This is a genomic window from Paraburkholderia sp. EG304 (assembly GCF_046543485.1).
GTDB classification, from domain to species: domain Bacteria; phylum Pseudomonadota; class Gammaproteobacteria; order Burkholderiales; family Burkholderiaceae; genus Paraburkholderia; species Paraburkholderia youngii.
Map to the genome: position 1 here is coordinate 113,866 of NZ_JBKGUA010000002.1, position 24,444 is coordinate 138,309.

The window sequence follows — 24,444 nt, forward strand, 5'->3', positions numbered from 1 at the left end:
ATGAAAGACGTCACGTATGGAAATACGACACCACGCGGCGCGTCAAGCGCACCGCAAGCGCTCACGTCGCCCGCGCGTCAGCCCGCGCGACGGTGCTGCGCCATCGAAACAGCCGTCTCGATCGCGGCCATCAGGCTGCCCGCGTCGGCGCGGCCGGTGCCGGCCAGATCGAGCGCGGTGCCGTGGTCGACCGAGGTGCGGATGATCGGCAGGCCGAGCGTCACGTTGATCCCTTCGCCGAACGTCGCGAATTTCAGCACCGGCAGGCCCTGGTCGTGGAACATCGCGAGCACGCAGTCGGCTTCGTCGAGATAACGCGGCTGGAACAGCGTGTCGGCCGGATACGGACCGCGCGCATCGATGCCCTCGCCGTTCACCTGCTGCAACGCCGGCGTGATCACGTCGATTTCCTCGCGGCCCAGGTAGCCGTTTTCGCCCGCGTGCGGATTGAGCCCCGTCACGAGAATACGCGGCGCGGGCAAACCGAAGTGATGACGCAGGTCGTGATCGATGATGCGCAGCGTCGCGACGAGGCTTTCGATCGTCAAGGCCGCCGACACGTCCTTCAATGGCAGATGCGTGGTCGCGAGCGCGACGCGCAGCGGCCGCTTGCCGGTGCCCGCGAGCATCATCACGACGCGCGACGTATGGGTGCGCTCGGCCAGATATTCGGTGTGGCCGGTGAACGGCACGCCGGCGTCGTTGATCGTGCTTTTTTGCAGCGGCGCGGTGACGATCGCGTCGAACCTGCCGGCCACTGCGCCGTCGATCGCCGCATCGAGCAGATCGAGCACATAGCGGCCGTTCGCGGCGTCGAGCTTGCCTGCCTGTGCAGGCGCGCCGAGCGGGTGAGGTTCGAGCCGCACGCGCGGACCCTGCGCGAGCAGCGCGGCCCAATCGACGCCGACCGCGCGCGCCCGCTCAACGAGCAATTGCGCATCGCCGAGCACGGTGAACTGTGCGTGAGGCCAGTGCGCCGCCGCCCCCGCCAGCGCCTGCGCGGTCAGCTCGGGACCGACGCCGGCGGGCTCGCCGGTTGTGATCGCGATCTGCAGCGGGCGGTGGGTGGGCTCAGCAGCGCTCGTCATGGCATGGGCTCCGGTTACTGCACGTTCGCCGTGGTCGGCTTCACTTCGACGTACGCGGTATCGCGCAACTCGCGCAGCCAGTCGGCGTACGCCTGTTCCGCCTTGCGCTGACCGATGGCCTGACGCGCGAGATCCATCTGCTGCGCAATCGAGCCTTCCGCATCGCGGCGGCCGAGCACCTGAATCAGGTGGTAGCCGTATTCGCTGCGCACCGGCTCGCTGATCTGGCCGTCCTGCAGCGCGTTCATCGCGCGCTCGAACTCGGGCACCGTCTCGCCCGGGCTGATCCAGCCGAGGTCGCCGCCTTGCGACGACGAGGCGTCCTGCGAGTAGGTGTGCGCGAACTTCGCGAAGTCGCCGCCCGCGGCGATCTGATTGCGGATGTCGATCAGCTTCTGGCGTGCCTGCGGTTCGGACTGGCCGTCGCCGACGCGCAGCAGAATGTGGCGCACATGCGTCTGCACGAGCTTCGGCGCATCCGCGCTGCTGCCCTGGCCGGCACGGCGCTCGACCAGACGCACGATTTCGAAGCCGTCGTTGGTGCGGATCAGATCCGGACTGATCTCACCCGGACGCAGTGTCGAGGCCGCCTTCACGAACTCGGGCGGCAGCTTCGACGGTGCGAGGAAGCCGAGATCGCCGCTGTTCTTCGACGCGTCCGGCGCCTGCGAATTGGCCTTCGCGAGCTTGGCAAAATCCGCGCCGCCCTTCGCTTCGGCGAGCAGCCCCTGGGCTTTCTTCTGCGCCGCCTCGATGTCGGTTTCCGGCGCGTTCAGCGGCGCACTCACGAAAATGTGCTGCATATGCAGGTCGCTTGTCTGGCCGGCGCCCGGGCCGCGCTGGCTGGCGATGTAGTTCGCGACCTCGGCGTCCGTCACCGTGATCTTGCTGTCCACTTCCTTCTCGCGCAGACGCGACAGCGTCAGCTCCGTGCGCGCGTCGTTCGAGAACGTGGCCCAGGGCACGCCTTGCGCCTCGATGCGCGCGCGGTACATTGCGAGCGGCATGTTGTTCGCCTGCGCGAGACGCTCGAGCGTGCGCTGCACCGCTGCGTCGTCGATGTTGATGCCGTCTTCCTTGGCCTTTTGCAGCTGGATGCGCTCGAGCACCATCTGCGTGAGCACCTGCTGGCGCAACTGGTCCGTCGGCGGCACCGGAGCGTTCTGCTGGTTCAGCCGGTGCGCGATCAGACCGACCCGCTCGTCGAGCTCGCGCTGCGTGATGACACCGTTGTTGACCACCGCGGCGATGGTGTCGACCGTCTGGCCGCTATTGCCGCCCAATGCCTGCGCCTGTACCGACGCGACTGGAACGAAGGACGCCGCGGCGACGAGACCCGCCGCGAGTATTGCCAAGCGAAGCTGTTTCATGATTGCCACAGATACTCCAATGATGTCGGGCGCTTCGCCCGTCTTTTCGCAAGCCGTGAATGACCGGGCGACCGTCATTCGTAGTTGGTGAACCGCGACTCCGGCGGTGGCGGTGGCGGCAACGGCGTGTAGCCGGCCACACTGCTGCGGAACGCGGTCATCAGCCCGTTGTCGACGCTCGACAAGCCCTTGAACGTCAACTGCGCCAGAAACCGCGTGCTCGACTGATTCTGTCCCGACGAGTTCAGGCCGTTCGCGTAGCGCTGGATGCCGGCGCCGAGCGTCCAGCAATCCGCGTCGTATTGCAGGCCGACCAGGCCGTCGACGATACGGTGGCCACCGAGGTCATAGTTGAACCGGCCGACACCGTACATCCGGTGCGACAGCGGCCATTGACCCGAAATCAGCACCTGATTGATCGGCTGGTTGTCGAGCGTGGTGTTGGCGCGGGTGTAGCGGTACGCCACGTTGAGGACCTTGCCGGTCTCCGGACTGAACCCGAAGCCGACGCTCGTCTTCGTGAGCTGGTTATTGTCCGCATTATATTGGAACGCCGTTTCCGAAGCGAAACCGGCACCCAGCTTGATCGCCGCACCCGCGATCAGGTCCGAGTGCGTGGCCTGCGCGCTCGTCTGCGAAGGCTGCAACGTGACACGCTGATCGCGGAAATAGTACTGCTGCGCGATCACGAAGCGCGCGCGTTCGTCGCCGGTGGCCGGGTTGATGAAGCGCGTGGTGAGACCAGCGGTCAGGCGGTTCGCGTCGGCGATCCGGTCGTTACCGACGAACGTGTTCGGCGTGAAGATTTCCGCGAGGCCGAAGTCGGACTCGGCGGTATCGAACAGCGGCGCGTTGTTCTGGTTGCGGTACGGCGTGTAGACGTAGTACAGCCTCGGCTCCAGCGTCTGGATGAAATCCTGGCCGAACAGGCGCACCGAGCGCTCGAAGGTCAGCCCCGTGTCGAACGTGAAGGTCGGGATCGACTCGGTGAAATTCTTCTGTGGGTTCGGCACCCCGTTCAGATCGGTGCCGATGTTGTTCAGGTTGTACGACGCGAAGTGCCACTGCACCTTCGGCGTGACGAAGTAGCCCGGCCCCACCACCGAATACGACACGTACGGGTTGAACAGCACCCGCTGGCCTTCGGTCAGGTCCGCGGTGGTGATGCGGAAGTTCGTGTAGTCGGCCTCGGCGCCGAAGTCGAAGCCCCCGACGTTGTACTTCGCGTACTTCACGTTCAACTGCGGCTCGCGGCCGTACGGTGCGACCGACTCCTGCAGCGTCTGCCAGTGCTGCTCGCGCGCGAGCACGGACCACGGCCCGTTGTTGTAGGTCACCCCGGCTTCCTGCTGATACAGGAGCTGGAGGCCGTTCATGAACTGGTTGACCGACGACGACAGGTCTTGCGGATAGGTGTTATCCGAGACCTTGTTGTAGTAGATGTAGCCGCCGAAGCCGTTACCGAAATTCTGGTTGTGCTGGATGTACAGCGCGTAGCGGTTGGTCTTCGTCAGGCGATCGTCAGGCAGAAATTCACCGGTGATCGAACCGGAATACGTTGGCGACAGATAGCGGAACGTGCTCTGCAACTGCACACCGCGCTTCGAGATCAGACGCGGCGTGACCGTCAGATCTCGATTCGGCGCGATGTTGAAGTAATACGGCACCGACAGCTCGAAGCCGTTCGACGAGCTGAGCGAGAACGTGGGCGGCAACAGGCCGCTGCGCCGCTCGCCCGACAGCGGGAACGACAGCCACGGCGACGCGAACACCGGCACGCCCTGGAAGAACAGCACGCTGTTGTAGGCAACGCCTTCGTCGGCGCCGGTGTCGAAATCGAACTCGCTGCCCTTGATGTACCAGGCCGGATTGTCCGTGCAAGCGCACGCGGTGTAGGTGGCCTTCGTGAATACCGAGCGCTCGGCGTCGAGCAGGTCGACGCGCTGCGCGCTGCCCGAGCCGCCCGTCAACGTGAAGTGATACTTCGGCGCGGTCATGAAGCCTTCGGTCGAATCGACGCGCAGATGCGCTTCGGGCCCGATGAAGGTATTGCCGGTATTGATCACGTGGACATTGCCGTACGCATCGGCCATGTCCGTGTCCTGGTCGTAGTGCAGGCCATCGGCCTTGATCACGGACGTGTTGTGGCGCACTTCGGCCGAGCCCTTGGCGGCCAGATCCTGGTCGACCGTGCCGCTCGCATGGTCGCCGAGCACGAAGGTGGCCGGCCGCTGGCCCGTTTGCAACGGATGATCCTCGAGCTGTGGCGCGAGCTGCATGCCCCACGGCGGGTAGACCGCTTGCGGTTGCGCAGCTTCCCCCACCAGCTGGGCGTGCGCAAGCGCGGGCATCAGGCCCGGAACGGCGACAAGCGCCGCGACGAGCCGCCTTTTGCGCGGCACTACTGCACAGGAAGGAGTGGTATCGGAAAGCTGTCTGGGCGGCATGTATCGTTTGGCGAGTCGACCCGTGTGCAAGCTTCCGTCGTCACGATCCACCGCCTGCACACCGCGACCGTGAGAGTCGGCTGCACGTCTGGATCCCAATTTGCCGAGTGATGAGGCGGGCGGTAAAACGGAGCACGCGAAAGCTGGCGTGTGAGTCGCGTCAAAAAAGTCGTGGGGTATTATATGGCAAGACGTTGTCCCCAAGAATTTGCCGCCGCTTTTCATGACGCTGCCTTCCACCCAAGACTTCACCGACACCCGCCTCTCCCTGCTCAAGGCCTGGCTGCAAGGCCACGCAGCGCGCCATGCGTTGGAGCTCGACACGATCGTTCCGGCCTCGTCCGACGCCAGTTTCCGCCGCTATTTCCGGCTCGCCGGTAAGGCGCCGCAAGGCAACGGCGTGGCCACGCTGATCGCCGTCGACGCGCCGCCGCCCGAAAAATGCCGCGAATTCGCGCAGATCGCGCAATTGCTCGACGCGGCCGGCGTGCACGTGCCGCGCGTGCTCGAGGTCGACTTCGACGCGGGCTTCATGCTCGTCACCGATCTCGGCACCGCGCCGTACCTCGGCGCGCTGATCGACGCGCAGGCCGCGGGTGATACCCGCGCGGCCCGCACGCTGATGCGCGACGCGCTCGACGCTCTGATCCGCTGGCAGCTCAGCTCGCGCGCAGACGTGCTGCCGCCGTTCGACGAAGCGTTCCTGCATCGCGAAATGGAGCTGATGCCCGAGTGGTTCATCGGCCGGCACCTTGGCCGCGAGGTCGCTGCCGCAACGCGCGCGCAGCTCGATCGCACGTTCGCGCTGCTGATCGCGAGCGCGCGCGCGCAGCCGCAAAGCTTCATGCTGCGCGATTTCATGCCGCGCAATCTGATGATCACCGAGCCGAACCCCGGCGTGATCGACTTCCAGGACGCGGTGTACGGGCCGATCACGTACGACGTCGTGTCGCTGCTGCGCGATGCGTTCCTCAGCTGGGACGAGGAGTTCGAGCTCGACTGCTTCGTGTACTACTGGGAGCGCGCGAAAAAAGCCGGCCTGCCGGTCGATGCCGATTTTGGCGAGTTCTATCGCCAGCTCGAATGGATGGGGCTGCAGCGGCACATCAAGGTGCTCGGCCTGTTCTGCCGCATCAACTACCGCGACGGCAAGGCGCATTACATGAAAGACCTGCCGCGCTTCATCGGCTATGCGCGCAAGGTGGCCGAGCGTTACGCGCCGCTGCGCGGGTTCGCGAAACTGCTCGACGACCTCGAAGGCCGCGCCCAGGAAATCGGCTACACCTTCTGACCGATGACGATGTCCGTGAATAAAGCGATGATTTTCGCCGCGGGCCGCGGCGAGCGCATGCGTCCGCTGACCGACGCGTGCCCGAAACCCTTGCTCGAAGTGGGCGGCAAGCCGCTGATCGTGTGGCAGATCGAACGGCTCGCGCGGGCCGGCATCCGTAGCATCGTGATCAATCATGCGTGGCTCGGCGCGCAGCTCGAAGCCGCGCTCGGCGACGGTTCGCGCTGGCAGGTCGAATTGCGCTACTCGCCCGAGCACGAGGCGCTGGAGACCGCGGGCGGCATCGCGCACGCGCTCCCGCTACTGACCGACGACGGCGCGGATCACGTGTTCGTCGCGGTGGCCGGCGACGTCTACACCGATTACGACTACGCCGCACTGCACGCGCACGCCGGCGCGCTGCAGGCGCTGCCCGAGCCCGGCATGCATCTGGTAATGGTGCCGAATCCGCCGTTTCACCCGAACGGCGACTTCGGCCTCGTCGACGGCGTGCTGTCGCTCGACACGCAGCCGCGCCTCACGTTCGGCAGTTTCGGGCTGTACGACACGCGCATGTTCCGCGATCTGCCGCGGGGCACACGGCGCGCGCTGAGCCCGTATTATCGCGAGACGATCGCGCGTGGGCTCGCGAGCGGCGAGCTGTACGAAGGCGTGTGGGAGAACGTCGGCACGCAGGCGCAGCTGGAAGCGCTCGATCGGCTGTTGCGCTCGCGCTGAGCTTTACTTCGCCGCGCTCTCGCCCGCGCCGACCGCTTCCGCCCTTTCCACCGCGTCCGTGGTCTGCGCGGCGCGCTGCTGCAACGCCCACATCTGCGCGAACAGGCCGTTCGCGCGCAATAGCTCGGCGTGCGTGCCGCGCTCGACGATGCGCCCCTTGTCCATCACGATGATCTGCTGCGCGTGCACGACCGTCGATAACCGGTGCGCGATGATCAGCGTCGTGCGTTCGCGCGCGATCAGGTCGAGTTCGTGCTGGATCGCGCGCTCCGAGCGTGAATCCAGTGCGGACGTCGCTTCGTCGAACAGCAGGATCGGCGGATTCTTCAGGATGGTCCGCGCGATCGCGACGCGCTGCTTTTCGCCGCCGGACAGCTTGAGCCCGCGCTCGCCGACCGGCGTGTCGTAGCCCTTCGGCAGACTCTCGATGAACTCGTGGATGTGCGCGGCGCGCGCCGCCGCGATCACTTCGTCGCGCGTCGCCGACGGCCGCCCGTACGCGATGTTGTAGTAGATCGAGTCGTTGAACAGCACCGTGTCCTGCGGCACGATGCCGATCGACGCGCGCAGCGAATCCTGCGTGACGTCGCGAATATCCTGCCCGTCGATCCGGATCGCGCCGCCCGTCGCGCGGTCGAGATCGTAGAAGCGGAACAGGAGCCGCGCGAGCGTCGACTTGCCCGAGCCGCTGTGGCCGACCACCGCGGTCGTCGTGCCGGCCGCGATGGTAAAGCTCACGTCGTGCAGAATCGGTCGCGAAGACTCGTACGCGAAGCTCACGTTGTCGAAACGCACCTGCGCGCCGCTGACCTGCAAGGCCACCGCATTGGGCGCATCGGGCACTTCCTGCGGCGCGCCGAGCAGCGTGAACATGCGGTCCATGTCGGTCAGGCTTTGCTTCAGCTCACGATAGACCACGCCGAGAAAATTCAGCGGGATATACAGCTGCAGCATGAACGTGTTGATCAGCACCAGGTCGCCGAGCGTCAGGCGCCCGGCCATCACGCCCTGGGTCGCGCGCCACAGGATGAACACGAGCCCCGTGCCGATGATCGCCTGCTGCCCGAAGTTCAGCGCCGACAGCGAACGCTGCGACTTGATCGCCGCCGCGCGATAGCGCTTCAGGTTTTCGTCGTAGCGGCTCGCCTCCCACTCCTCGTTGCCGAAGTACTTGACGGTCTCGTAGTTGAGCAGCGAGTCGATCGCGCGCGAATTCGCCTTCGAATCGAGCTCGTTCATCGTGCGGCGAAAGTGAGTGCGCCACTCGGTGACCTTCACCGTGAACGCGATGTACGCCGCGAGCGCGACGAAGGTGACGATCGCGTAATAGGCCTCGTACTTGACGACGAAAAAGCCGAGCACGAGCCCGACTTCGACGAGCGTCGGCAGGATGCTGTACAGCGAATAGGAAATCAGCTGCGTGATGCCGCGCGTGCCGCGTTCGATATCGCGCGACATGCCGCCCGTCTGCCGCTCCAGATGGAAACGCAGCGACAGCCCGTGCAGATGACGAAACACTTTCAGCGCGAGCTGGCGCACCGCGCTTTCCGTCACTTTCGAAAACAGCATTTCGCGCAGCTCGGTGAAGAACGACGTGGACAGCCGCACCACCGCATACGCGACCACCAGCAAACCGACACCGCCGAGCAGCACGATGCCGGGCGCGTCCTGCGCGCGGCCGAGCGCGGTCAGATGCCGGATCGACGCGAGACTGTCGACGATGTGCTTCATCACGATCGGCACGCCGAGGTTCGCGACCTTCGCGCCGATCAGGCAGCCGAGCGCGATGCCGACTCGCCATTTGTAGGTTGCAAGATATGGCAGCAGCGACAGGATCGTTTGCCAGTCGTTGCGGGGTCCGGTGGAAATCGGCGAAGGTTCTGACGAAGGGGCGCGGCGCATAAATCGTGGAGAGAGTGTGGAACTGCCGGAGTTCGCAGCGGCGCGGCTCGCGCGCCTGGCTGGGCGCTTTCCCGTACAATTCGTGATCCCCCGTATTGTCGCAGAAGCCAGCTGGCGGCGCTTTCCGCAGCCTATGGTCGGGCTGGCCCGGCCGTTGCGTCCGCGTGCGTCAATACACTCGAACACGTTTCCCAAGGATGTCCCGATGACCGATCTTCTTCAACTTCCTTCCAAGCCTTGCGCGCTGCGCGTGATGCCGCAGCCGTCGGACGCGAACATTCACGGCGACGTGTTCGGCGGCTGGATCATGGCGCAGGTCGACATCGCCGGCTCGATTCCGGCAAGCCGTCGCGCGAATGGACGAGTCGCGACGATCGCGGTCAATTCGTTCCTGTTCAAGCAGCCAGTGTTCGTCGGCGACCTGCTGAGCTTTTACGCGGATATCGTGAAGACCGGCAATACGTCGGTGACGGTGTCGGTCGAGGTCTACGCGCAGCGGATGAGCCTGTCGCAGGAAGTCGTCAAGGTCACGGAAGCGATCCTCACCTACGTCGCCACCGATAGCGACCGCCGTCCGCGCGCACTGCCCGTGCTGGACTGAGCCAGCAAGGATGCTTAAGCTAGCGGTTCCCCGCGTCACGCGCCGCGCCACCCGCTAGCCGTTGCAGCCGATCAGCGCACGAGGCCCGGGCGCCCCATAGTCGCTCTTCTAATGGATACGTGATGAAACTGATCGGAATGCTCGACTCGCCGTACGTGCGGCGCGTCGCCATCTGCATGAAGCTGCTCGCGCTCGACTTCGAACACGAGTCGATTTCGGTATTCCGCACCTACGACCAGTTCGCAAAGATCAACCCGGTCGTCAAAGCGCCGACGCTCGTCGCCGACAACGGCGCGGTCGTGATGGATTCGACGGTGATCCTGCAGTATCTGGCGACGCTCGCCGGTCCCACTCCGCTGTTCCCGACGCAAGCCGACGCGGCGTTGCGCGCCGCGCGTCTGACGGGTCTCGCGCTCGCCGCGTGCGAAAAGAGCGTGCAGATCGTCTACGAGCGCAATCTGCGGCCGCAGGAGAAGCAGCATGAACCGTGGGTGGAGCGCGTAAGAGCGCAACTGCTCGCCGCCTATGCCGAACTCGAACGCGAGTTGGGCGAAGGGCCGCTGCCCGACACGCAGCAGCAGTTCAGCGCGGCGGACGTGGCCGTCGCCGTGGCATGGCAATTCACGCACATGCTGCTGCCGGAGGCGGTCAGCAAGGCCGATCATCCGCGGCTCGAGAAATTTTCCGCGTTCGCGGAAAGCCTGCCGGTATTCAAGGACACGCCAGCGGAGTGACCGGCGTTTGACACGGCCCGCGGCGACACGCGGCGACCCTGGGCGCCGCGGGTCACGCTCCCTTCACGCCGGCTCCAGTTCTGGCACCAACCCGCCATGCAGCAGCTCGGAAATCCCCTCGGTCGATAGCGGCTTCGCGAAATAGAAGCCCTGCATCTCGTCGCACGCGCGTTCTTTCAGGAAGTTGAGTTGCGCGGACGTTTCGACGCCCTCGGCGATCACCTGCAGCTTCAGCGAATGCGCGAGCGCGATGATCGCCGACGTGATCGTCTCGTCGTCGCCCGACACGCCGATATCCGATACGAACGAGCGGTCGATCTTGAGGCGGTCCACCGGGAAACGTTTCAGATAGCTGAGGCTCGAATAGCCGGTGCCGAAGTCGTCTATCGCGAGACCGATGCCGAGCGCGTGCAGCTCGTTGAGCATCAACACCGCTTCTTCCGCGTTGCGCATGATCGTGCTCTCGGTCAGCTCGAGTTCGAGATACTTCGGTTCGAGCCCGGTCTCGGCGAGCACCTGCATCACGAGCTTCGCGATGTCGCGCTGCTGGAACACCCGCGCCGACAGATTCACCGACACGCGCGCGGGCGGCAAGCCCTGATCCTGCCACGCCTTGTTCTGCCGACATGCCTCGCGCAGCACCCACTCCGACAGCGGCCCGATCAGCCCGCTTTCCTCGGCGAGCGGAATGAACGACGACGGCGGCACGAGCCCGGCCTCCGGATCGCGCCAGCGCACCAGCGCCTCGATGCCGACGATCTGGCCGCTGACGATATCGACCTGCGGCTGATAGTGCAGCAGGAACTCGTTGTCGCGCAGCGCGCGGCGCAGGCGCCGTTCGAGATTCAGGCGCGCGCCCGCGCTCGCGTTCATCTCCGGCTGGTAGAACTGGAACGTGTTGCGGCCCATGTCCTTCGCGCGGTACATCGCGACGTCGGCCTTCTTCATCAGCGTTTCGGCGTCCTCGCCGTCTTGCGGGAACAGGCTCGCACCCATGCTGCAGCCGACGTACAGCTCCGTGCCGTCGAGCCACACCGGCTCGGCGATCGACGCGCGCACGCGCTCCATCCACGTGATCAGCGATTGCTCGTCGACGGTGTCGGTCATCACGACCACGAACTCGTCGCCGCCGTGGCGCGCGACCGTGTCGCTAGTGCGCGAGCAGCGCGCGAGCCGCTCGGCGACCACGCCGAGCAGCCGGTCGCCGACGCTATGACCGAGGCTGTCGTTGACGTTCTTGAAGCCGTCGAGATCGAGGAACACGACTGCCACGCCCGTGTGATGCCGCTGCGCGACGACGAGCGCATGTTCGAGCCGGTCGCGCAGCAGGTTGCGGTTCGGCAGCCGCGTGAGGCCGTCGTAGTTGGCCTGGTATTCGAGTTGCTCCTGATACCGGATCAGCTCGGTGACGTCGTTGATCACGCCGATATGATGGGTGATCACGCCTTCCGCGTTCGGCACAGGCGCGATGAACAGCTGATTCCAGAACAGCGCGCCGTCCTTGCGATAGTTGCGCACCACCGCGCTGACCTCGCGATTCGCCGCGAGCGCCTCGCGGATCAACGCGACGCCTTCCTGATCACGGTCGTCGCGCTGCAGCACGCGGCAGTCGTGACCGATCACCTCATCGAGATCGTAGCCGGTGATGCGCATGAACGCCGGATTCACGTATTCGATCAGATTGCCCGACGGCGACGGCGCGGTAATCAGGATCGCGTTGACACTCGCGTCGAGCGCACGGCTTTGCAGACGCAGCGCGAGATCGGCGCGCTTTTGCTCGGTGATGTCGGTGTACGAGCCGAGCACGCCGATCACCTGGCCGTCGCCGTCGGTGAACGGCAGCTTGCTCGTGACCCTCGTGCGATGCACGCCGTCGATCACGAAGTCGACCTCGAAGTTCATCTTCGGCACCCCGGTGCTGGCGACTTCGCGATCGTGCTCGTTCAGCAGGTCGGCGAACGCGCGCCACGGCAAATCGGTGTCGCTCTTGCCGATCACCTGCTCGGGATACGCGAGCCCCGCGTCGCGCGCGAACGCCATGTTGCAGCCCAGATAGCGCGAGTTCAGATCCTTCCAGAAGATCCGCTGCGGAATGTTGTCGATCACCGCCTCGAGCATCTGATTCGAGCGCAGCGCTTCGGCTTCGGCGTTGATCTGATCGGTCACGTCGTCCGCCAGTACGAACGACGCGTCGCGGCTCATGAAGCTGAGCGCGTGATACGACATGTTGACGCTGACGATCGTACCGTCCTTGCGCCGATGCCGCCAGATGCCTGCCATCGTGTGGCTCTGGCGCAAGTCCGCGCTGCGCGCCAAGTGCCTCTCGAGGCGCGCAACTTCGGAATTCGGGTGAATCGCGCGGATCGTCATGCGCAGAAACTCGCTTTCCGTGTAGCCGTATTGCTCGATCGCGGCAGTGTTGACGGCGAGAAAGCGCAGCGTATCGCGATCGAAGATGTACATCGGCACCCGGTGATCGTCGAACAGGCTGCGAAAACGCTCGTCGTTGCGCGCCAGCGCGCGGGCGCTGCGCAGCTTTTCACGCGCGCTGTTCTCGCGCACGCCGAACGTAAGCATCAGCAGCACGCTGCCGGAGAGCATCGTCACGAGCAGTACGAACATCGCGCGCTGGCTGTCGCTCGCCGATGCCGCGAGCGCGGCTTGCAACGAGCGGTTTTCCTCGCTGCGCAACGTGGCGAGCGCGGCTTCGACACGCTCTAGCGAGGGGGCAAGCTGCGGGTTGGATGGCGCGGAGTCGACGGATGCGTCGGGGGAGGCCGAGATCGGTGCTTCGGTCGATGCGGCGCCCGACGTCACGCTGGCCGCGCCGGGTAAGTCGCTCGCGTGGTTGCGCAGCGTCTCATCTAGATCGTGCTGCAGCGCGTGCCGCGCCGCGCTCAGGCTGGCGAGCGCCGCCGACATGGGCGGCTCGGTCGCGAGCTCGTCGCGCAATGCATCCTCGCGGCTCGCGAGTGTGCTCGTCATCGAAGCGGCCGCGTCCGGCGGGACCGGATCGCCCGATTCCTTCAGGCGGTGCACCGCGGCGAGCGCTTTACCGAGCGCGGCGTGATACGCATCGAGGTTCTGGCGCACGCTGGTGGAGCGCGCGAGGCGCGCATCGGCGTCTCGCTGCCCGCGAATCTGCGTGTACGCGACGAACGCGTTTGCACCGACCGCGACGACCACGACCGCAATATTGATCAGCAGTCGCTTCGACAAAAAAGGATTCATGGGTTCCGAACGTCAATCGTTCCGAGGGCGGGAGAGCGCGCTCGCTACCGGTGCGTCGGGCCGCATCGATGCAAATCTTTTACGCGCCAACCTTTGGATATCGGCAGCGATCGGAAGCGGGTTGAGGGTCGGCGTGAAAAAAATCTGAGGATTGGGGGGAGGTTGCGGAGCGGCCCGCTCCTGGCCGGCCGCACCTAGCCGGCCGCACCTAGCCGGCCGCACCTAGCCGGCCGCTCCAAACTCCTTCATTGCCGGGACGAAATCGTGGTTCGCCTCGGGCTTGCGCGACAGCTTCGCGAGCACGTAGCGCTTGAATGGATCGAGCTCCGCCCAGCGCGCGACGCTCGGCGCGGCGAGCCCCGCCAGCCCCGCCTGATGTGCGACGCCGTCGGGCACACTGTCGGTTTGCCGCCAGGCCGGCGACTCCTCCGGCGTGAACCACTCCGGTTCGATGTTCGCGTGCGTGCGCAGCATCTCGAACAGCGCGTGATCGAAGTTCGGTTCGATCTGCGTGTCTTCTTCGACCGGGAAACGCGCGAGCAGCTTGCGGTCTTCGAGCGGCAGTTGCTGCCACTGCGCGAGCGTGATGCGCAGCCCGAAACGGTCGAGATTGAAGCGCACCGACATCGGGATATAAGTGAAATTCTCCGAAGACGCGACTTCGAAGTCGAACAGAAGCGGTGCTTCGTTGAGTCCCATGTCAGTGCTCCTTGTCGGTGGCGGACAGCGTGCGGGCGTCGCTTGAGGTATTTTAGAACCTTATTCGCGCGACGGCGGCCCGCGCGGCGGCGGCCTTGAAGCATACGGCGAGCCGGGCGGGCACCTGAATGCGCGGCATGCTACAGGAGTGAAGCAGCTTGAACGGACAGGAAAACGGACGCGCAACCGAGGCGGCAAACGGGCAGCCCCACGACCTCGACAGCGACGAACAACCCGGCGCGGTGCAACTCGTGGTGCGCCGCCATCGCGGGACGTCGATCGAAACCGCCACCGATCACGTCGGCCAGGAGTGGCCGGTCGCACTGGTGTTCAACGGGATCTCGCACGCGGTGATGATGTGCACGCCGCGCGATCTCGAAGCGTTCGCGGTCGGCTTCGCGATTTCCGAGGGGATCGTCGAGCGCGGCAGCGATATTCAGGACATCGAGGTCGAACTGCACGGGCATGGCGAACTGCCGCATGCCGAGGTGCGGTTGCAGGTCGTGCAACAGGCGTTCGCCGGTTTGAAGGAAAAGCGCCGCGCGCTCGCCGGGCGCACCGGCTGCGGCGTGTGCGGCATCGAAAGCATCGATCTGCTCGATCTGAAACCGCAGCGTGTAGCGGACACCGGTTTTCTGCAACGGCTCGCGGCCGATGCGATCGCGCGCGCCGCGCGCGCGCTGCCCGAGCACCAGGCGCTCACGCGTTTGACGGGCGGCCTGCACGCGGCCGCGTGGTGTGATGCGCAAGGCGCGATCCGCTATGCGTTCGAGGACGTCGGCCGCCACAACGCGCTCGACAAGCTGATCGGCCAGCTCGTGCTCGATCGCGCCGATACGCGCGACGGTTTCGTGTTTTTGTCGAGCCGCGCGAGCTACGAACTGGTGCGCAAGGCCGCGCGCGTCGACGTGCCGATGGTCGCGACGATCTCGGCGCCGTCGTCGCTCGCGATTGCGATTGCGCGCGAGGCGGGTGTGCGGCTCGTGAGCTTCTGCCGCGAAGGCAGCTACGTCGATTACGACACGTGGCAGCCGCGGGGTTGAGCGATCGAAGCGGCGCAGCGGCGACTCACGGCTAGCCCGCCCCGAAGCACGGCTGCGCCGTACGTCCCTCAGTCGAACTGCCGGAAATCCGGCTTGCGCTTTTCGAAGAACGCCTTGAAAGCCTCGCGCGCCTCGGGCGCGAGCAGCATCTTGCCGAAGTGCACGAATTCCTCGCTCATCTGCGTCTGCACTTCCTGTTGGCTCGCGCGTTTCATCAGGCTCTTCGTCGCGCGCAATGACGACGCCGGCAGCGCTGCCAGCTTCGCAGCCTGCGACGCCGCGAACGCATCGACTTCGCCCGCCGGCAGCACGCGATTCACCAAGCCCATGCGGAGCGCTTCCGCCGCGTCGAACGCCTCGCCGAGCAGCAGTTTTTCCGCCGCCGCCTGATAGCCGGCTACGCGTTGCAGCAGCAGGCTCGACGCCGCCTCCGGGCACAGCCCGAGCTGCGTGAACGGCAGCGAAAAGCTCGCGGTGTCGGCCGCGTAGACCAGATCGCAATGCAGCAGCAGCGTCGTGCCGACGCCAACCGCCGGCCCCGCGACCGCCGCCACGAGCGGCTTCTCCGCCGCGCTGATCGCGCGCAGGAACTGGATCACCGGCGGGTTGCCGCTGACCTGCGGCGTCTTCATGAAGTCTTCGAGATCGTTGCCGGCGCTGAAAATGCCCGCGCTGCCGCGAATCAGGATCGCGCGCACCGACGTGTCGCCCTGCGCTTCTACGAGCGTGTCGGCCATCGTCTGATACATCGCGGCCGTGATCGCGTTTTTCCTGCCGGGCCGGTTGAAGCTGATGGTCAGCACCGCATCGGCGCGCTCGACCAGAATATCCGTCGTCATCCCGCTCATCTCCTTGTGCTCCTGCTGAATGTAAAAACGGTTCGCAAGCCGGGCGGCCTGCGAACCGTTGCACGGTCCTTAGTGGATCACCGAAGGATCCCCCGTTCGATCAGCGGCTCACAGACGCTCGATGATGCCCGCCGCGCCCATGCCGGTACCGACGCACATCGTCACCATGCCGTACTTGTAGTTGCGGCGGCGCAGGCCGTGCACCACGGTCGCCGCACGAATCGCGCCCGTCGCGCCGAGCGGATGGCCCAGTGCGATCGCGCCGCCGAGCGGGTTGAGCTTCGACGCATCGAGGCCGAGGTCCTGAATCACCGCGAGCGACTGCGCGGCAAACGCCTCGTTCAGCTCGATCCAGTCGAGGTCGTCCTGCTTCAGGCCGGCGGCCTTCAGCGCGGCCGGAATCGCTTCCTTCGGGCCGATGCCCATGATTTCCGGCGGCACGCCGCGCACCGCGAAGCTGACGAAGCGCGCGAGCGGCGTCAGGTTGAACTGCTTGAGGATCTTTTCCGACACGACGATCAGCGCACCCGCGCCGTCCGACGTCTGCGAGCTGTTGCCGGCCGTGACCGAGCCCTTGTTCGCGAACACCGCGCGCAGCTTCGCCAGGCCTTCCATCGACGTGTCCGCGCGCGGACCTTCGTCGAGCTTCACCTCGCGCGTTTTCACGCTGATCTCGCCGGTCGCGAGATCGGGCACGCGGTCGGTGATCGTGTACGCGGCGATTTCGTCGTTGAATTCGCCGGACCGTTGCGCCTCGATCGCGCGGCGGTGTGATTCGACCGAGAACGCGTCCTGCGCTTCGCGGCTGATCTTCCAGCGCTCGGCGACTTTCTCCGCGGTCAGGCCCATGCCGTATGCGATGCCGACGTCTTCGTTGCGATCGAAGATATGCGGCGACAGCGACGGCTTGTTGCCCATCATCGGCACCATGCTCATCGATTCGCAGCCGCCCGCGATCATCGCGTCCGCTTCGCCGACGCGGATGCGGTCCGCGGCCATCGCGAGCGCGGTCAGACCCGACGCGCAGAAGCGGTTCACCGTGACGCCGCCGACCGTGTTCGGCAGACCGGCGAGCAGCGCGCCGATCCGCGCGACGTTCAGGCCCTGCTCCGCTTCCGGAATCGCGCAGCCGACGATCGCGTCTTCGATCACGCCGGTGTCGAGTCCGGGCACCTGAGCGACGGCCGACTTGATCGCGTGAACCAGCAGTTCATCCGGACGCGTGTTCCTGAACATGCCGCGCGGCGCCTTGCCGATCGGCGTGCGGCTCGCGGCGACGATATATGCGTCTTCCAATTGCTTTGCCATTTCGAGTTCCTCTGTCGGCGCAAGTCGCCGCTTAGTTGCGCACCGGCTTGCCGGTCTGCAGCATGCCCATGATCCGTTCCTGCGTCTTCTGCGTGCCGAGCAGCTCGACGAACGCACGACGCTCGAGTTGCAGCAGCCATTCTTCGTCGACGAGGCTGCCCGCTTCGACGTCGCCGCCGCACACCGCTTCCGCGATGCGGCTCGCGATCAGGAAGTCGTGATCGCTGATGAAGCGGCCGTCACGCATGTTGACGAGCGACGCCTTGATCGTCGAGATCGCCGAGCGGCCCGCGACCGGCACCTGCGTCGCGCGCAGCGGCGCACGATAGCCCGCAGCGGCAAGCGCGCGCGCTTCCTTCTTCGCGACGTCGAGCAGTTCGAACACGTTGAAGACGATCGTGTCGGACGGCTTCAGATAGCCCATCGCGCGAGCATCGAGCGCCGAGGACGAGACCTTCGCCATTGCCGCGTTCTCGAACGACTTCTGCAGGAACTTCAGCAGATCGTTGGTCGCGCCAACCTGGCTTGCCGCTTCCGCCGCGCGCAGTGCCGCTTCTTTCAGGCCGCCGCCCGCCGGCACCAGACCCACGCCGACTTCGACGAGACCCAGATAGCTCTCGATGTGCGCGACGCGCTTCGCGCTGTGCAGCGCGAGCTCGCAGCCGCCGCCAAGCGCGATGCCCGAGATCGCCGCAACCACCGGCACGTTCGCGTACTTCACGCGCAGCATGCCCTGCTGGAAACTCTTCACGAACGGCTCGATGCCCTTCGCGCCGCCCATCATGAACGCGGGCATCGCTTCCTCGAGGTTCGCGCCCGCCGAGAACGGACCGCCCGGCGTGCCGAGCTTCAGCGACGTGGGCTGCCACACGACGAGGCCCTTGTAGTCCTTCTCGGCCAGTTCGATCGCCCGCGTCAGACCTTCGATCACCGCCGGTCCGATCGTGTTCATCTTGCTCTTGAACGACACGATCAGCACGTCGTCCTCGCCCGCGCGATCGTCGACCCATGCGCGCACCGCATCGGTCTCAAACAGCGTCTTGCCGAAGGTCTTCGGATCGGCGCCGGTTTCGCCGACGAGCGGCGCACGGAACACCTGCTTCTTGTACACGTCGAGCGACGAGCGCGGCACGAAGCTCTGCGTGGCCGGCGACCACGAACCTTCAGCCGTGTGCACGCCGCCCTTGTCGGCGACCGCGCCTTCGAGCACCCACGAAGGCAGCGGCACGTTGGCGAGCGCCTTGCCTGCCGCGATGTCTTCCTGCACCCACTGGGCGACCTGCTTCCAGCCGGCCGTCTGCCAGCCTTCGAACGGACCTTCGTTCCAGCCGAAGCCCCAGCGGATCGCGAGGTCGACGTCGCGCGCATTGTCGGCGATCGACTCCAGATGCACGGCGATGTAGTGATAGACGTCGCGGAAGATCGACCACAGGAACTGCGCCTGCGGATGCTGCGTTTCGCGCAACAGCTTGAGGCGCTCGGCAGCCGGACGCTTCAGGATGCGGCCGACGATTTCGTCCGCCTTGCCGCCGCCGTCGACGTAGTTGCCGGTCTTCGGATCGAGCACCTTAATCGCCTTGCCTTCCTTGCGGTAGAAGCCGGCGCCGCTCTTCTGGCCGAGCGCGCCTTTCTTCACCAGTTCAGCGAGCACGGCAGGCGTTTCGTAGACCGGCAAGAAGGGATCGTCCGGCAGCGTGTCCTGCATCGTTTTAATGACGTGCGCCATCGTGTCGAGACCGACCACGTCGGCGGTGCGGAACGTCGCCGACTTCGCGCGGCCGAGGCGCGCGCCGGTCAGGTCATCCACTTCGTCGAAACGCAGACCGAACTTCCCGGCTTCGGCGATAACCGCGAGGATCGAGAAAACGCCGACGCGATTGGCGATGAAGTTCGGCGTGTCCTTCGCGCGCACGACGCCTTTGCCGACCACGCTGGTCAGGAAGGTTTCGAGCTGATCGAGAATTTCCGGACGCGTCGTCGCGGTCGGGATCAGTTCGACCAGATGCATGTAGCGCGGCGGATTGAAGAAGTGCACGCCGCAGAAGCGCGCCTTCAGTTCGTCCGAGAAACCTTCGGACAACGCGGTGATCGACAGCCCCGACGTATTGGTCGCGAAGATCGCGTTCGGACCGATGTGCGGCGAGACCTTCTTGTACAGGTCGTGCTTCCAGTCCATGCGTTCGGCGATCGCTTCGATCACGACGTCGCACTCGGCGAGCTTTTCGATGTCGTCGTCGTAGTTCGCGGGCTGGATGTATTGCGCGTCGTCCTTCACGCCGAATGGCGCCGGCGACAGCTTCTTCAGATTCTCGATCGCCTTCAGCGCGATGCCGTTTTTCGGGCCTTCCTTGGCGGGCAGATCGAACAGCAGCACGGGCACCTTGGCGTTGATCAGGTGCGCGGCGATCTGCGCGCCCATCACGCCGGCGCCGAGTACGGCTACCTTGCGAATGATCAGATTGCTCACGTCGTTTCTCCGGAGAGTTGTGCGGTGGCGCGAAGCGTCAGCCATGCTTCGCGCGAGGTGTGTGGTCTGGAGCGAGGCAGCGCGGGTTCGCTGCGCGCCGGCGCCTCGCTCTCTCTGTGAGCGTTAGAACAACGCTTCTTCGACGTCCATCATCGGCTTCGAACCGGCCCGCGCCTGGCGGATCGTCATTGCCGTTTCGGGCAGCAGCTTCGCGAAGTAGAACCGCGCGGTCGCGAGCTTCGCCTTGTAGAACGGATCGCCCGATGCCTCTTTGTCCAGCGCGATACGCGCCATGCGCGCCCAGAAGTACGAGAACACCAGATGGCCGACCGTGCGCAGATACGGCACGGCCGCGGCGCCGACTTCGTCCGGGTTCTGCATCGCCTTCATGCCGATTTCCATCGTCAGCTTCTGCACCTTCTCGCCGATGTCGGCGAGCGGGTTCACGAAATCCTGCATTTCCGGCTTGATGCCTTCGGCTTCGACGAACTCGGCGACGAGCTTGCCGAACTTCTTCAGCTTCGCGCCCATGTCGCCGAGCACCTTGCGGCCGAGCAGATCGAGCGACTGGATGCCGTTGGTGCCTTCGTAGATCATGTTGATGCGCGCGTCGCGCACGTACTGCTCCATACCCCATTCGGCGATGAAGCCGTGGCCGCCGTAGATCTGCATCGCGTGATTGGTGCCTTCGAACGCGTTGTCCGACAGGAACGCCTTCAGGATCGGCGTGAGCAGCGCGACGAGGTCGGCGGCTTCCTTGCGCTCGGCTTCGTCGGCGTGCGACAGCTCCTTGTCGATCTGCAGCGCCGACCAGTACGAGAACGCGCGGCCGGCTTCGGCGTAGGCCTTCTGCGTGAGCAGCATGCGACGCACGTCCGGATGCACGATGATCGGATCGGCGGCCTTCTCCGGTGCCTTCGGGCCCGTCAGCGAACGCATCTGCAGACGCTCTTTCGCGTACGTGAGCGAGTTCTGATAGGCGACTTCGGTGAGGCCGAGGCTCTGCATGCCGACGCCGAGACGCGCGGCATTCATCATCACGAACATTGCATTCAGGCCTTTGTTCGGCTCGCCGACCATCCAGCCCTTCGCGTTGTCGAGATTGATCACGCAGGTCGCGTTGCCGTGAATGCCCATCTTGTGCTCGATCGAGCCGCACTTCACGCCATTGCGCTCGCCGGGCTCGCCCGCTTCGTTCGGCACGAACTTCGGCACGATGAACAGCGAAATGCCCTTGGTGCCCTTCGGCGCATCCGGCAGACGCGCGAGCACGAGGTGAACGATGTTCTCCGCCAGATCGTGTTCACCGCTCGAGATGAAAATCTTGGTGCCGCTGATCGAGTACGAGCCGTCGCCGTTCGGCTCGGCCTTGGTGCGCAGAATGCCGAGGTCGGTGCCGCAATGCGGCTCGGTCAGACACATCGTGCCGGTCCAGACGCCCGCGACGAGCTTCGGCAGATAGCGCTGCTGCAGTTCCGGCGTGCCATGCGCGTGCAGGCATTCGTACGCGCCGTGCGACAGGCCCGGATACATCGTCCACGCCTGATTCGCCGAGTTCAGCATTTCATAGAGCGCGTTGTTGACGAACGCGGGCAGCCCCTGACCGCCATATTCCGGGTCGCAGCCAAGCGCCGGCCAGCCGGCTTCGACGTATTGTTGATAGGCTTCCTTGAAGCCCTTTGGCGTGGTCACGACGCCGTCGCCGGCATACGTGCAGCCTTCCTGATCGCCGCTGTGGTTGAGCGGGAACAGCACCTCGGAGCAGAACTTGCCGGCTTCCTCGAGCACCGCGTTGATCGTGTCGGCGTCGAGATCGGCGTGCTTCGGCATGTGCCGAAGTTCGGCTTCGACGTTGAGCAGTTCGTGCAACACGAATTGCATGTCGCGCAGCGGCGCGGCGTACTGTCCCATGACTTCCTCTCCCTAGATTGACAAAAAGCCAGGCCGTTGGCCGGGTCCGTGTACGGACCTTGTGCGCCGCGCGTTTCCGGTAAGTTCCGGCGACGCCGCTAACGGCTTTCGCTCTGATACGAATTAATCAGTTTTTCGAGCGCGGCCCACGTGAGACGCACCGCATCCGGCAAATGCAGGAAGCGCGCGTCATGATGCAGGCCGAGCGTGACGCTATACAGTTCGAACAGCATCAGCTCCGGATCGGTATCGGCACGCAGATGCCCTTCTTCCATCGCTTGCGAAATCGCGCGCGTGAGCGCCGCGCGCCACGTCGTCACGCTCGACACCAGTTGCTCGCGCACCTGGCTGTCCGCGCGATCGTCGTATTCGACGGCGCCGCTGATGTAAATGCATCCGGTCGTGACTTCCTGAATGCGCTTCTCGAACCAGCGGGAAATCATCGCGCGCAAGCGCGGCAGACCGCGCGGCTCGCGCAGGCTCGGGAAAAACACCTCGTCTTCGAAACGGCGGTGATATTCGCGCACGACCTCGACCTGCAGATCCTCGCGCGACCCGAAATGCGCGAACACGCCGCTTTTGCTCATCTGCATGCGCTCGGCCAGCAGGCCAATCGTCAGACCTTCCAGTCCGTCTCGGCTTGCCAGATCGAGTGCTGCGTCGAGAATCGCGGCTCGGGTTTGTTCGCCTTTTCGCATAGCTGTTCTACCGTTCCAATGTGACCGAATTGAAAATCGAACGGCCGTACTATTATTGAGTGCTTGCCGTCCGCGAAACAAGGACTTTATTAGAAACCGGTTTCTAACCGGCCTCTAATTTTGCGGCTTTCGACCATCAGATCAATCAGATTTTTAGAGGCGTTTGCCTTGAATCGATGGTTGCCGACGGGCGCGTGCGTGGTTTTATTGGTGTCAATCGTAGCCGCCGACCGTCAGCAGTTTCATCGCGACGCGGTAGCTCGTGTACGCGATCCAGCTCAGCGCGCGCACACGCGCCGGTCGCGATTCGTAGTGCGCTTCATCGATCCGGCGCGCGTCCGTGAATGCATCGAGAATCGCATCGCGAAGTTTCGCGATCGACGGATCGTTCACGAGCACGACGTTCGCTTCGTTATTGAGCATCAGGCTGAGCGCATCGAGATTCGACGAACCGACCGTGCCCCAGTTCGAATCGACCACCGCGACCTTGCCGTGCAGCAGCGTCTTCTCGTATTCGGCGATCTGCACGCCCGCGCGCAGCAGCGCGTGGTACAGGAACGGCACCGCGTAATCGAGCGCCTTGAATTCCTTGCGCCCGATGATCAGCTTCACGACCACGCCGCGCCGCGCTGCAAACACCAGCGCGCGACGCAGCTTGCGCCCCGGCATGAAGTACGGATTCGCCAGCAGAATTTCATGGCGAGCCTGGCCGATCGCGGCCAGATAGGCCTTTTCGATCGCGCGGCGGTTGATCAGGTTATCGCGCGCGACGAACGCGACGCACGGCTCGCCGCCGGCCCACAGTTCCTCGTTGCGGCGCCGCCGGCGCCGGCGCAGACTGCCAAGCGAGTTGGCGTCCTGCGACGACACGTCTGGCCTGATCGAATCGAGCGGCCGATGGCCGAGGCGAATCCGCCGCCACTGCACCTCGATCGCGTCGCGCACGTCTGCGACCACGGGCCCGCGCAGCTCGACCGCGAAGTCCCAGCGGCGGTACGGCAGCTTCTCGCCGTTGTTCTCGTAATCGTCGACGATATTGATGCCGCCGCAATACGCGATCCGATCGTCGATCACCGCGAGCTTGCGGTGCGTGCGCGAAAAGCCGAAGCGGCCGAACAGATGCGGGTTGTAGATGCGATGCTCGATGCCGCCCGCCGGCCATTGATCGAACATTTTCAGGCGCGCGGTGCCGATGCCGTCGGTGATCACGCGCACCCTGACGCCGCGCGCGGCCGCGCGCAGCAACGCCTCGCTGACCGCGTGGCCGGCTTCGTCGTCGCAAAAGATGTAGGTTTCGAGCGCGACGCTGTGCTCGGCGGCGTCGATGCGCTCGATCAGCGCGTCGAAGAAGTCGTCACCGGAGCGCAGAAGCTCGACCTGGTTGTTGCTGGTGAAGCGGTAGCGCTGCCAGTAACGACGGCCGAGCAACGTGTGCCGCAGACGCGCGAGACGGCCCGAACCGCCTGCGCTCACTGGCCACGCTCCCCGGCCAGCGGGCCGGATTGGGGGTCGATCGGGCGTGCGGCGAGGCGGCGCGGCAACTGCAGGATCGCATCGGCATTCGACGACGAAAAGCAGCGCGATGCGGCCTCTTCATACGGCAGCCACATATACGCGGTGTGTTCGCGCGGCGCGAGCGACACGTCGATACGCTCGGGCACCTGCAGGCTGAACCAGTGTTCGGTGTTATAGAGCACGCCTGGTTCGTAGCGGTAGCGAAATTCCGGGTAGATCTCGTAGTCGATCGAGTACTGCCAGTCGAACAACGCGCTGCGCGGCACCAGCGCGCCGCCGATCATGATGCCGGTTTCCTCGGCGACTTCACGCACCGCCGTGTCGGCGAGCGGTTCGTCGAGCCGGTCTTTCGAACCGGTGACCGACTGCCAGAACTCGGCATGGTCGGCGCGTTCGAGCAGCAGCACGTCGAGCGCGGGCGTATGAATGATGACGAGGACGGACTGCGGAATTTTCGGCGGTTTCGGCATGGCTCAAAACTGGGCGCGACGCGACGCGCGGTACATGTCGGATGACGGTCGAAAGGGTCGGGAAAGCGGTGGCTTCACTGTAACGCAAAAAATGAAAAAGGCGC

At 65.1% G+C, this 24,444-nt stretch carries 18 protein-coding genes; 5 read left to right on the forward strand and 13 right to left on the reverse strand.

Features of this window, described 5'->3' with window-relative positions; translation table 11 throughout:
- Positions 1 to 77: 77 nt before the first annotated feature.
- The 3 genes from pdxA to ACLFKU_RS03170 all read right to left on the reverse strand — a co-directional run bounded on the left by pdxA (position 78) and on the right by ACLFKU_RS03170 (position 4,905).
- Positions 78 to 1,088, reverse strand: coding sequence for a 4-hydroxythreonine-4-phosphate dehydrogenase PdxA (pdxA, locus tag ACLFKU_RS03160; RefSeq protein WP_410848143.1), 1,011 nt, complete (start codon positions 1,086 to 1,088; stop codon positions 78 to 80).
- A gap of 14 nt (positions 1,089 to 1,102) precedes the next feature.
- Positions 1,103 to 2,467, reverse strand: coding sequence for a peptidylprolyl isomerase (locus ACLFKU_RS03165; RefSeq protein ID WP_410848144.1), 1,365 nt, complete (start codon positions 2,465 to 2,467; stop codon positions 1,103 to 1,105).
- A gap of 65 nt (positions 2,468 to 2,532) precedes the next feature.
- On the reverse strand, positions 2,533 to 4,905 hold the full coding sequence (locus ACLFKU_RS03170; protein ID WP_410848145.1) for an LPS-assembly protein LptD: 2,373 nt from the start codon (positions 4,903 to 4,905) through the stop codon (positions 2,533 to 2,535).
- Positions 4,906 to 5,128: 223 nt separating this feature from the next.
- Here ACLFKU_RS03170 and ACLFKU_RS03175 point away from each other — a divergent pair, with 223 nt between their 5' ends.
- Both ACLFKU_RS03175 and murU read left to right on the forward strand, forming a co-directional pair.
- A complete protein-coding gene (locus tag ACLFKU_RS03175) occupies positions 5,129 to 6,196 on the forward strand; it encodes an aminoglycoside phosphotransferase family protein (protein WP_410848146.1) in 1,068 nt (355 codons plus the stop codon).
- A 3-nt stretch (positions 6,197 to 6,199) separates the two neighbouring features.
- On the forward strand, positions 6,200 to 6,913 hold the full coding sequence (gene murU, locus ACLFKU_RS03180; protein ID WP_410848147.1) for an N-acetylmuramate alpha-1-phosphate uridylyltransferase MurU: 714 nt from the start codon (positions 6,200 to 6,202) through the stop codon (positions 6,911 to 6,913).
- 3 nt (positions 6,914 to 6,916) lie between these two features.
- Here murU and ACLFKU_RS03185 read toward each other — a convergent pair whose 3' ends face one another.
- Complete coding sequence (locus ACLFKU_RS03185) at positions 6,917 to 8,815, reverse strand: ABCB family ABC transporter ATP-binding protein/permease (RefSeq protein ID WP_410848148.1); 1,899 nt, start codon at positions 8,813 to 8,815, stop codon at positions 6,917 to 6,919.
- A 205-nt stretch (positions 8,816 to 9,020) separates the two neighbouring features.
- Between ACLFKU_RS03185 and ACLFKU_RS03190 the strand changes: the two genes are divergently transcribed.
- Both ACLFKU_RS03190 and ACLFKU_RS03195 read left to right on the forward strand, forming a co-directional pair.
- Positions 9,021 to 9,416, forward strand: coding sequence for an acyl-CoA thioesterase (locus ACLFKU_RS03190; RefSeq protein ID WP_013088392.1), 396 nt, complete (start codon positions 9,021 to 9,023; stop codon positions 9,414 to 9,416).
- 122 nt (positions 9,417 to 9,538) lie between these two features.
- Positions 9,539 to 10,150, forward strand: a complete 612-nt coding sequence (locus tag ACLFKU_RS03195) for a glutathione S-transferase family protein (RefSeq protein ID WP_368584490.1) — start codon at positions 9,539 to 9,541, stop codon at positions 10,148 to 10,150.
- A 63-nt stretch (positions 10,151 to 10,213) separates the two neighbouring features.
- Here the strand turns inward: ACLFKU_RS03195 and ACLFKU_RS03200 are convergent, their stop codons facing one another.
- Together ACLFKU_RS03200 and ACLFKU_RS03205 are read right to left on the reverse strand one after the other, a co-directional pair.
- On the reverse strand, positions 10,214 to 13,381 hold the full coding sequence (locus ACLFKU_RS03200) for an EAL domain-containing protein (RefSeq protein WP_410848149.1): 3,168 nt from the start codon (positions 13,379 to 13,381) through the stop codon (positions 10,214 to 10,216).
- Between the two features lie 222 nt (positions 13,382 to 13,603).
- Positions 13,604 to 14,080 carry a nitrate reductase associated protein gene (locus tag ACLFKU_RS03205; protein WP_013088389.1) on the reverse strand — a complete coding sequence of 159 codons (477 nt, stop codon included), beginning with the start codon at positions 14,078 to 14,080 and terminating at the stop codon, positions 13,604 to 13,606.
- Between the two features lie 158 nt (positions 14,081 to 14,238).
- Here ACLFKU_RS03205 and fdhD point away from each other — a divergent pair, with 158 nt between their 5' ends.
- Positions 14,239 to 15,123 (forward strand): formate dehydrogenase accessory sulfurtransferase FdhD, encoded by an 885-nt coding sequence (gene fdhD / locus ACLFKU_RS03210; protein WP_410848150.1) that lies wholly within the window; start codon positions 14,239 to 14,241, stop codon positions 15,121 to 15,123.
- Between the two features lie 68 nt (positions 15,124 to 15,191).
- On the opposite strand, the gene ACLFKU_RS03215 is transcribed toward fdhD, so the two are convergent.
- The 7 genes from ACLFKU_RS03215 to nudB all read right to left on the reverse strand — a co-directional run bounded on the left by ACLFKU_RS03215 (position 15,192) and on the right by nudB (position 24,340).
- Positions 15,192 to 15,962, reverse strand: a complete 771-nt coding sequence (locus ACLFKU_RS03215; protein ID WP_368584487.1) for an enoyl-CoA hydratase — start codon at positions 15,960 to 15,962, stop codon at positions 15,192 to 15,194.
- A 117-nt stretch (positions 15,963 to 16,079) separates the two neighbouring features.
- Positions 16,080 to 17,279: an acetyl-CoA C-acyltransferase gene (locus ACLFKU_RS03220; RefSeq protein WP_410848151.1), complete on the reverse strand. Its 1,200-nt coding sequence runs from the start codon at positions 17,277 to 17,279 to the stop codon at positions 16,080 to 16,082.
- Positions 17,280 to 17,310: 31 nt separating this feature from the next.
- A complete protein-coding gene (locus ACLFKU_RS03225; protein WP_410848152.1) occupies positions 17,311 to 19,746 on the reverse strand; it encodes a 3-hydroxyacyl-CoA dehydrogenase/enoyl-CoA hydratase family protein in 2,436 nt (811 codons plus the stop codon).
- A gap of 123 nt (positions 19,747 to 19,869) precedes the next feature.
- Complete coding sequence (locus tag ACLFKU_RS03230) at positions 19,870 to 21,657, reverse strand: acyl-CoA dehydrogenase C-terminal domain-containing protein (RefSeq protein ID WP_410848153.1); 1,788 nt, start codon at positions 21,655 to 21,657, stop codon at positions 19,870 to 19,872.
- A gap of 98 nt (positions 21,658 to 21,755) precedes the next feature.
- Positions 21,756 to 22,355 carry a TetR/AcrR family transcriptional regulator gene (locus tag ACLFKU_RS03235; RefSeq protein ID WP_410848154.1) on the reverse strand — a complete coding sequence of 200 codons (600 nt, stop codon included), beginning with the start codon at positions 22,353 to 22,355 and terminating at the stop codon, positions 21,756 to 21,758.
- Positions 22,356 to 22,568: 213 nt separating this feature from the next.
- The gene (clsB, locus tag ACLFKU_RS03240) at positions 22,569 to 23,828 is read right to left on the reverse strand and encodes a cardiolipin synthase ClsB (RefSeq protein WP_410848155.1); all 1,260 of its coding nucleotides are present in this window, start codon (positions 23,826 to 23,828) and stop codon (positions 22,569 to 22,571) included.
- Positions 23,825 to 24,340, reverse strand: coding sequence for a dihydroneopterin triphosphate diphosphatase (gene nudB / locus ACLFKU_RS03245; RefSeq protein WP_410848156.1), 516 nt, complete (start codon positions 24,338 to 24,340; stop codon positions 23,825 to 23,827). Before nudB ends, clsB begins: the two co-directional genes overlap by 4 nt.
- Positions 24,341 to 24,444 lie beyond the last annotated feature (104 nt).

Bases quoted from the DNA above. Each gene is read 5' to 3' on its own strand.
- pdxA (WP_410848143.1), bottom strand. From the start codon at position 1,088: ATGACGAGCGCTGCTGAGCCCACCCACCGCCCGCTGCAGATCGCGATC.
- ACLFKU_RS03170 (WP_410848145.1), bottom strand. From the start codon at position 4,905: ATGCCGCCCAGACAGCTTTCCGATACCACTCCTTCCTGTGCAGTAGTG.
- ACLFKU_RS03175 (WP_410848146.1), top strand. From the start codon at position 5,129: ATGACGCTGCCTTCCACCCAAGACTTCACCGACACCCGCCTCTCCCTG.
- murU (WP_410848147.1), top strand. From the start codon at position 6,200: ATGACGATGTCCGTGAATAAAGCGATGATTTTCGCCGCGGGCCGCGGC.
- ACLFKU_RS03185 (WP_410848148.1), bottom strand. From the start codon at position 8,815: ATGCGCCGCGCCCCTTCGTCAGAACCTTCGCCGATTTCCACCGGACCC.
- ACLFKU_RS03190 (WP_013088392.1), top strand. From the start codon at position 9,021: ATGACCGATCTTCTTCAACTTCCTTCCAAGCCTTGCGCGCTGCGCGTG.
- ACLFKU_RS03195 (WP_368584490.1), top strand. From the start codon at position 9,539: ATGAAACTGATCGGAATGCTCGACTCGCCGTACGTGCGGCGCGTCGCC.
- ACLFKU_RS03200 (WP_410848149.1), bottom strand. From the start codon at position 13,381: ATGAATCCTTTTTTGTCGAAGCGACTGCTGATCAATATTGCGGTCGTG.
- ACLFKU_RS03205 (WP_013088389.1), bottom strand. From the start codon at position 14,080: ATGGGACTCAACGAAGCACCGCTTCTGTTCGACTTCGAAGTCGCGTCT.
- ACLFKU_RS03215 (WP_368584487.1), bottom strand. From the start codon at position 15,962: ATGACGACGGATATTCTGGTCGAGCGCGCCGATGCGGTGCTGACCATC.
- ACLFKU_RS03220 (WP_410848151.1), bottom strand. From the start codon at position 17,279: ATGGCAAAGCAATTGGAAGACGCATATATCGTCGCCGCGAGCCGCACG.
- ACLFKU_RS03230 (WP_410848153.1), bottom strand. From the start codon at position 21,657: ATGGGACAGTACGCCGCGCCGCTGCGCGACATGCAATTCGTGTTGCAC.
- ACLFKU_RS03235 (WP_410848154.1), bottom strand. From the start codon at position 22,355: ATGCGAAAAGGCGAACAAACCCGAGCCGCGATTCTCGACGCAGCACTC.
- nudB (WP_410848156.1), bottom strand. From the start codon at position 24,340: ATGCCGAAACCGCCGAAAATTCCGCAGTCCGTCCTCGTCATCATTCAT.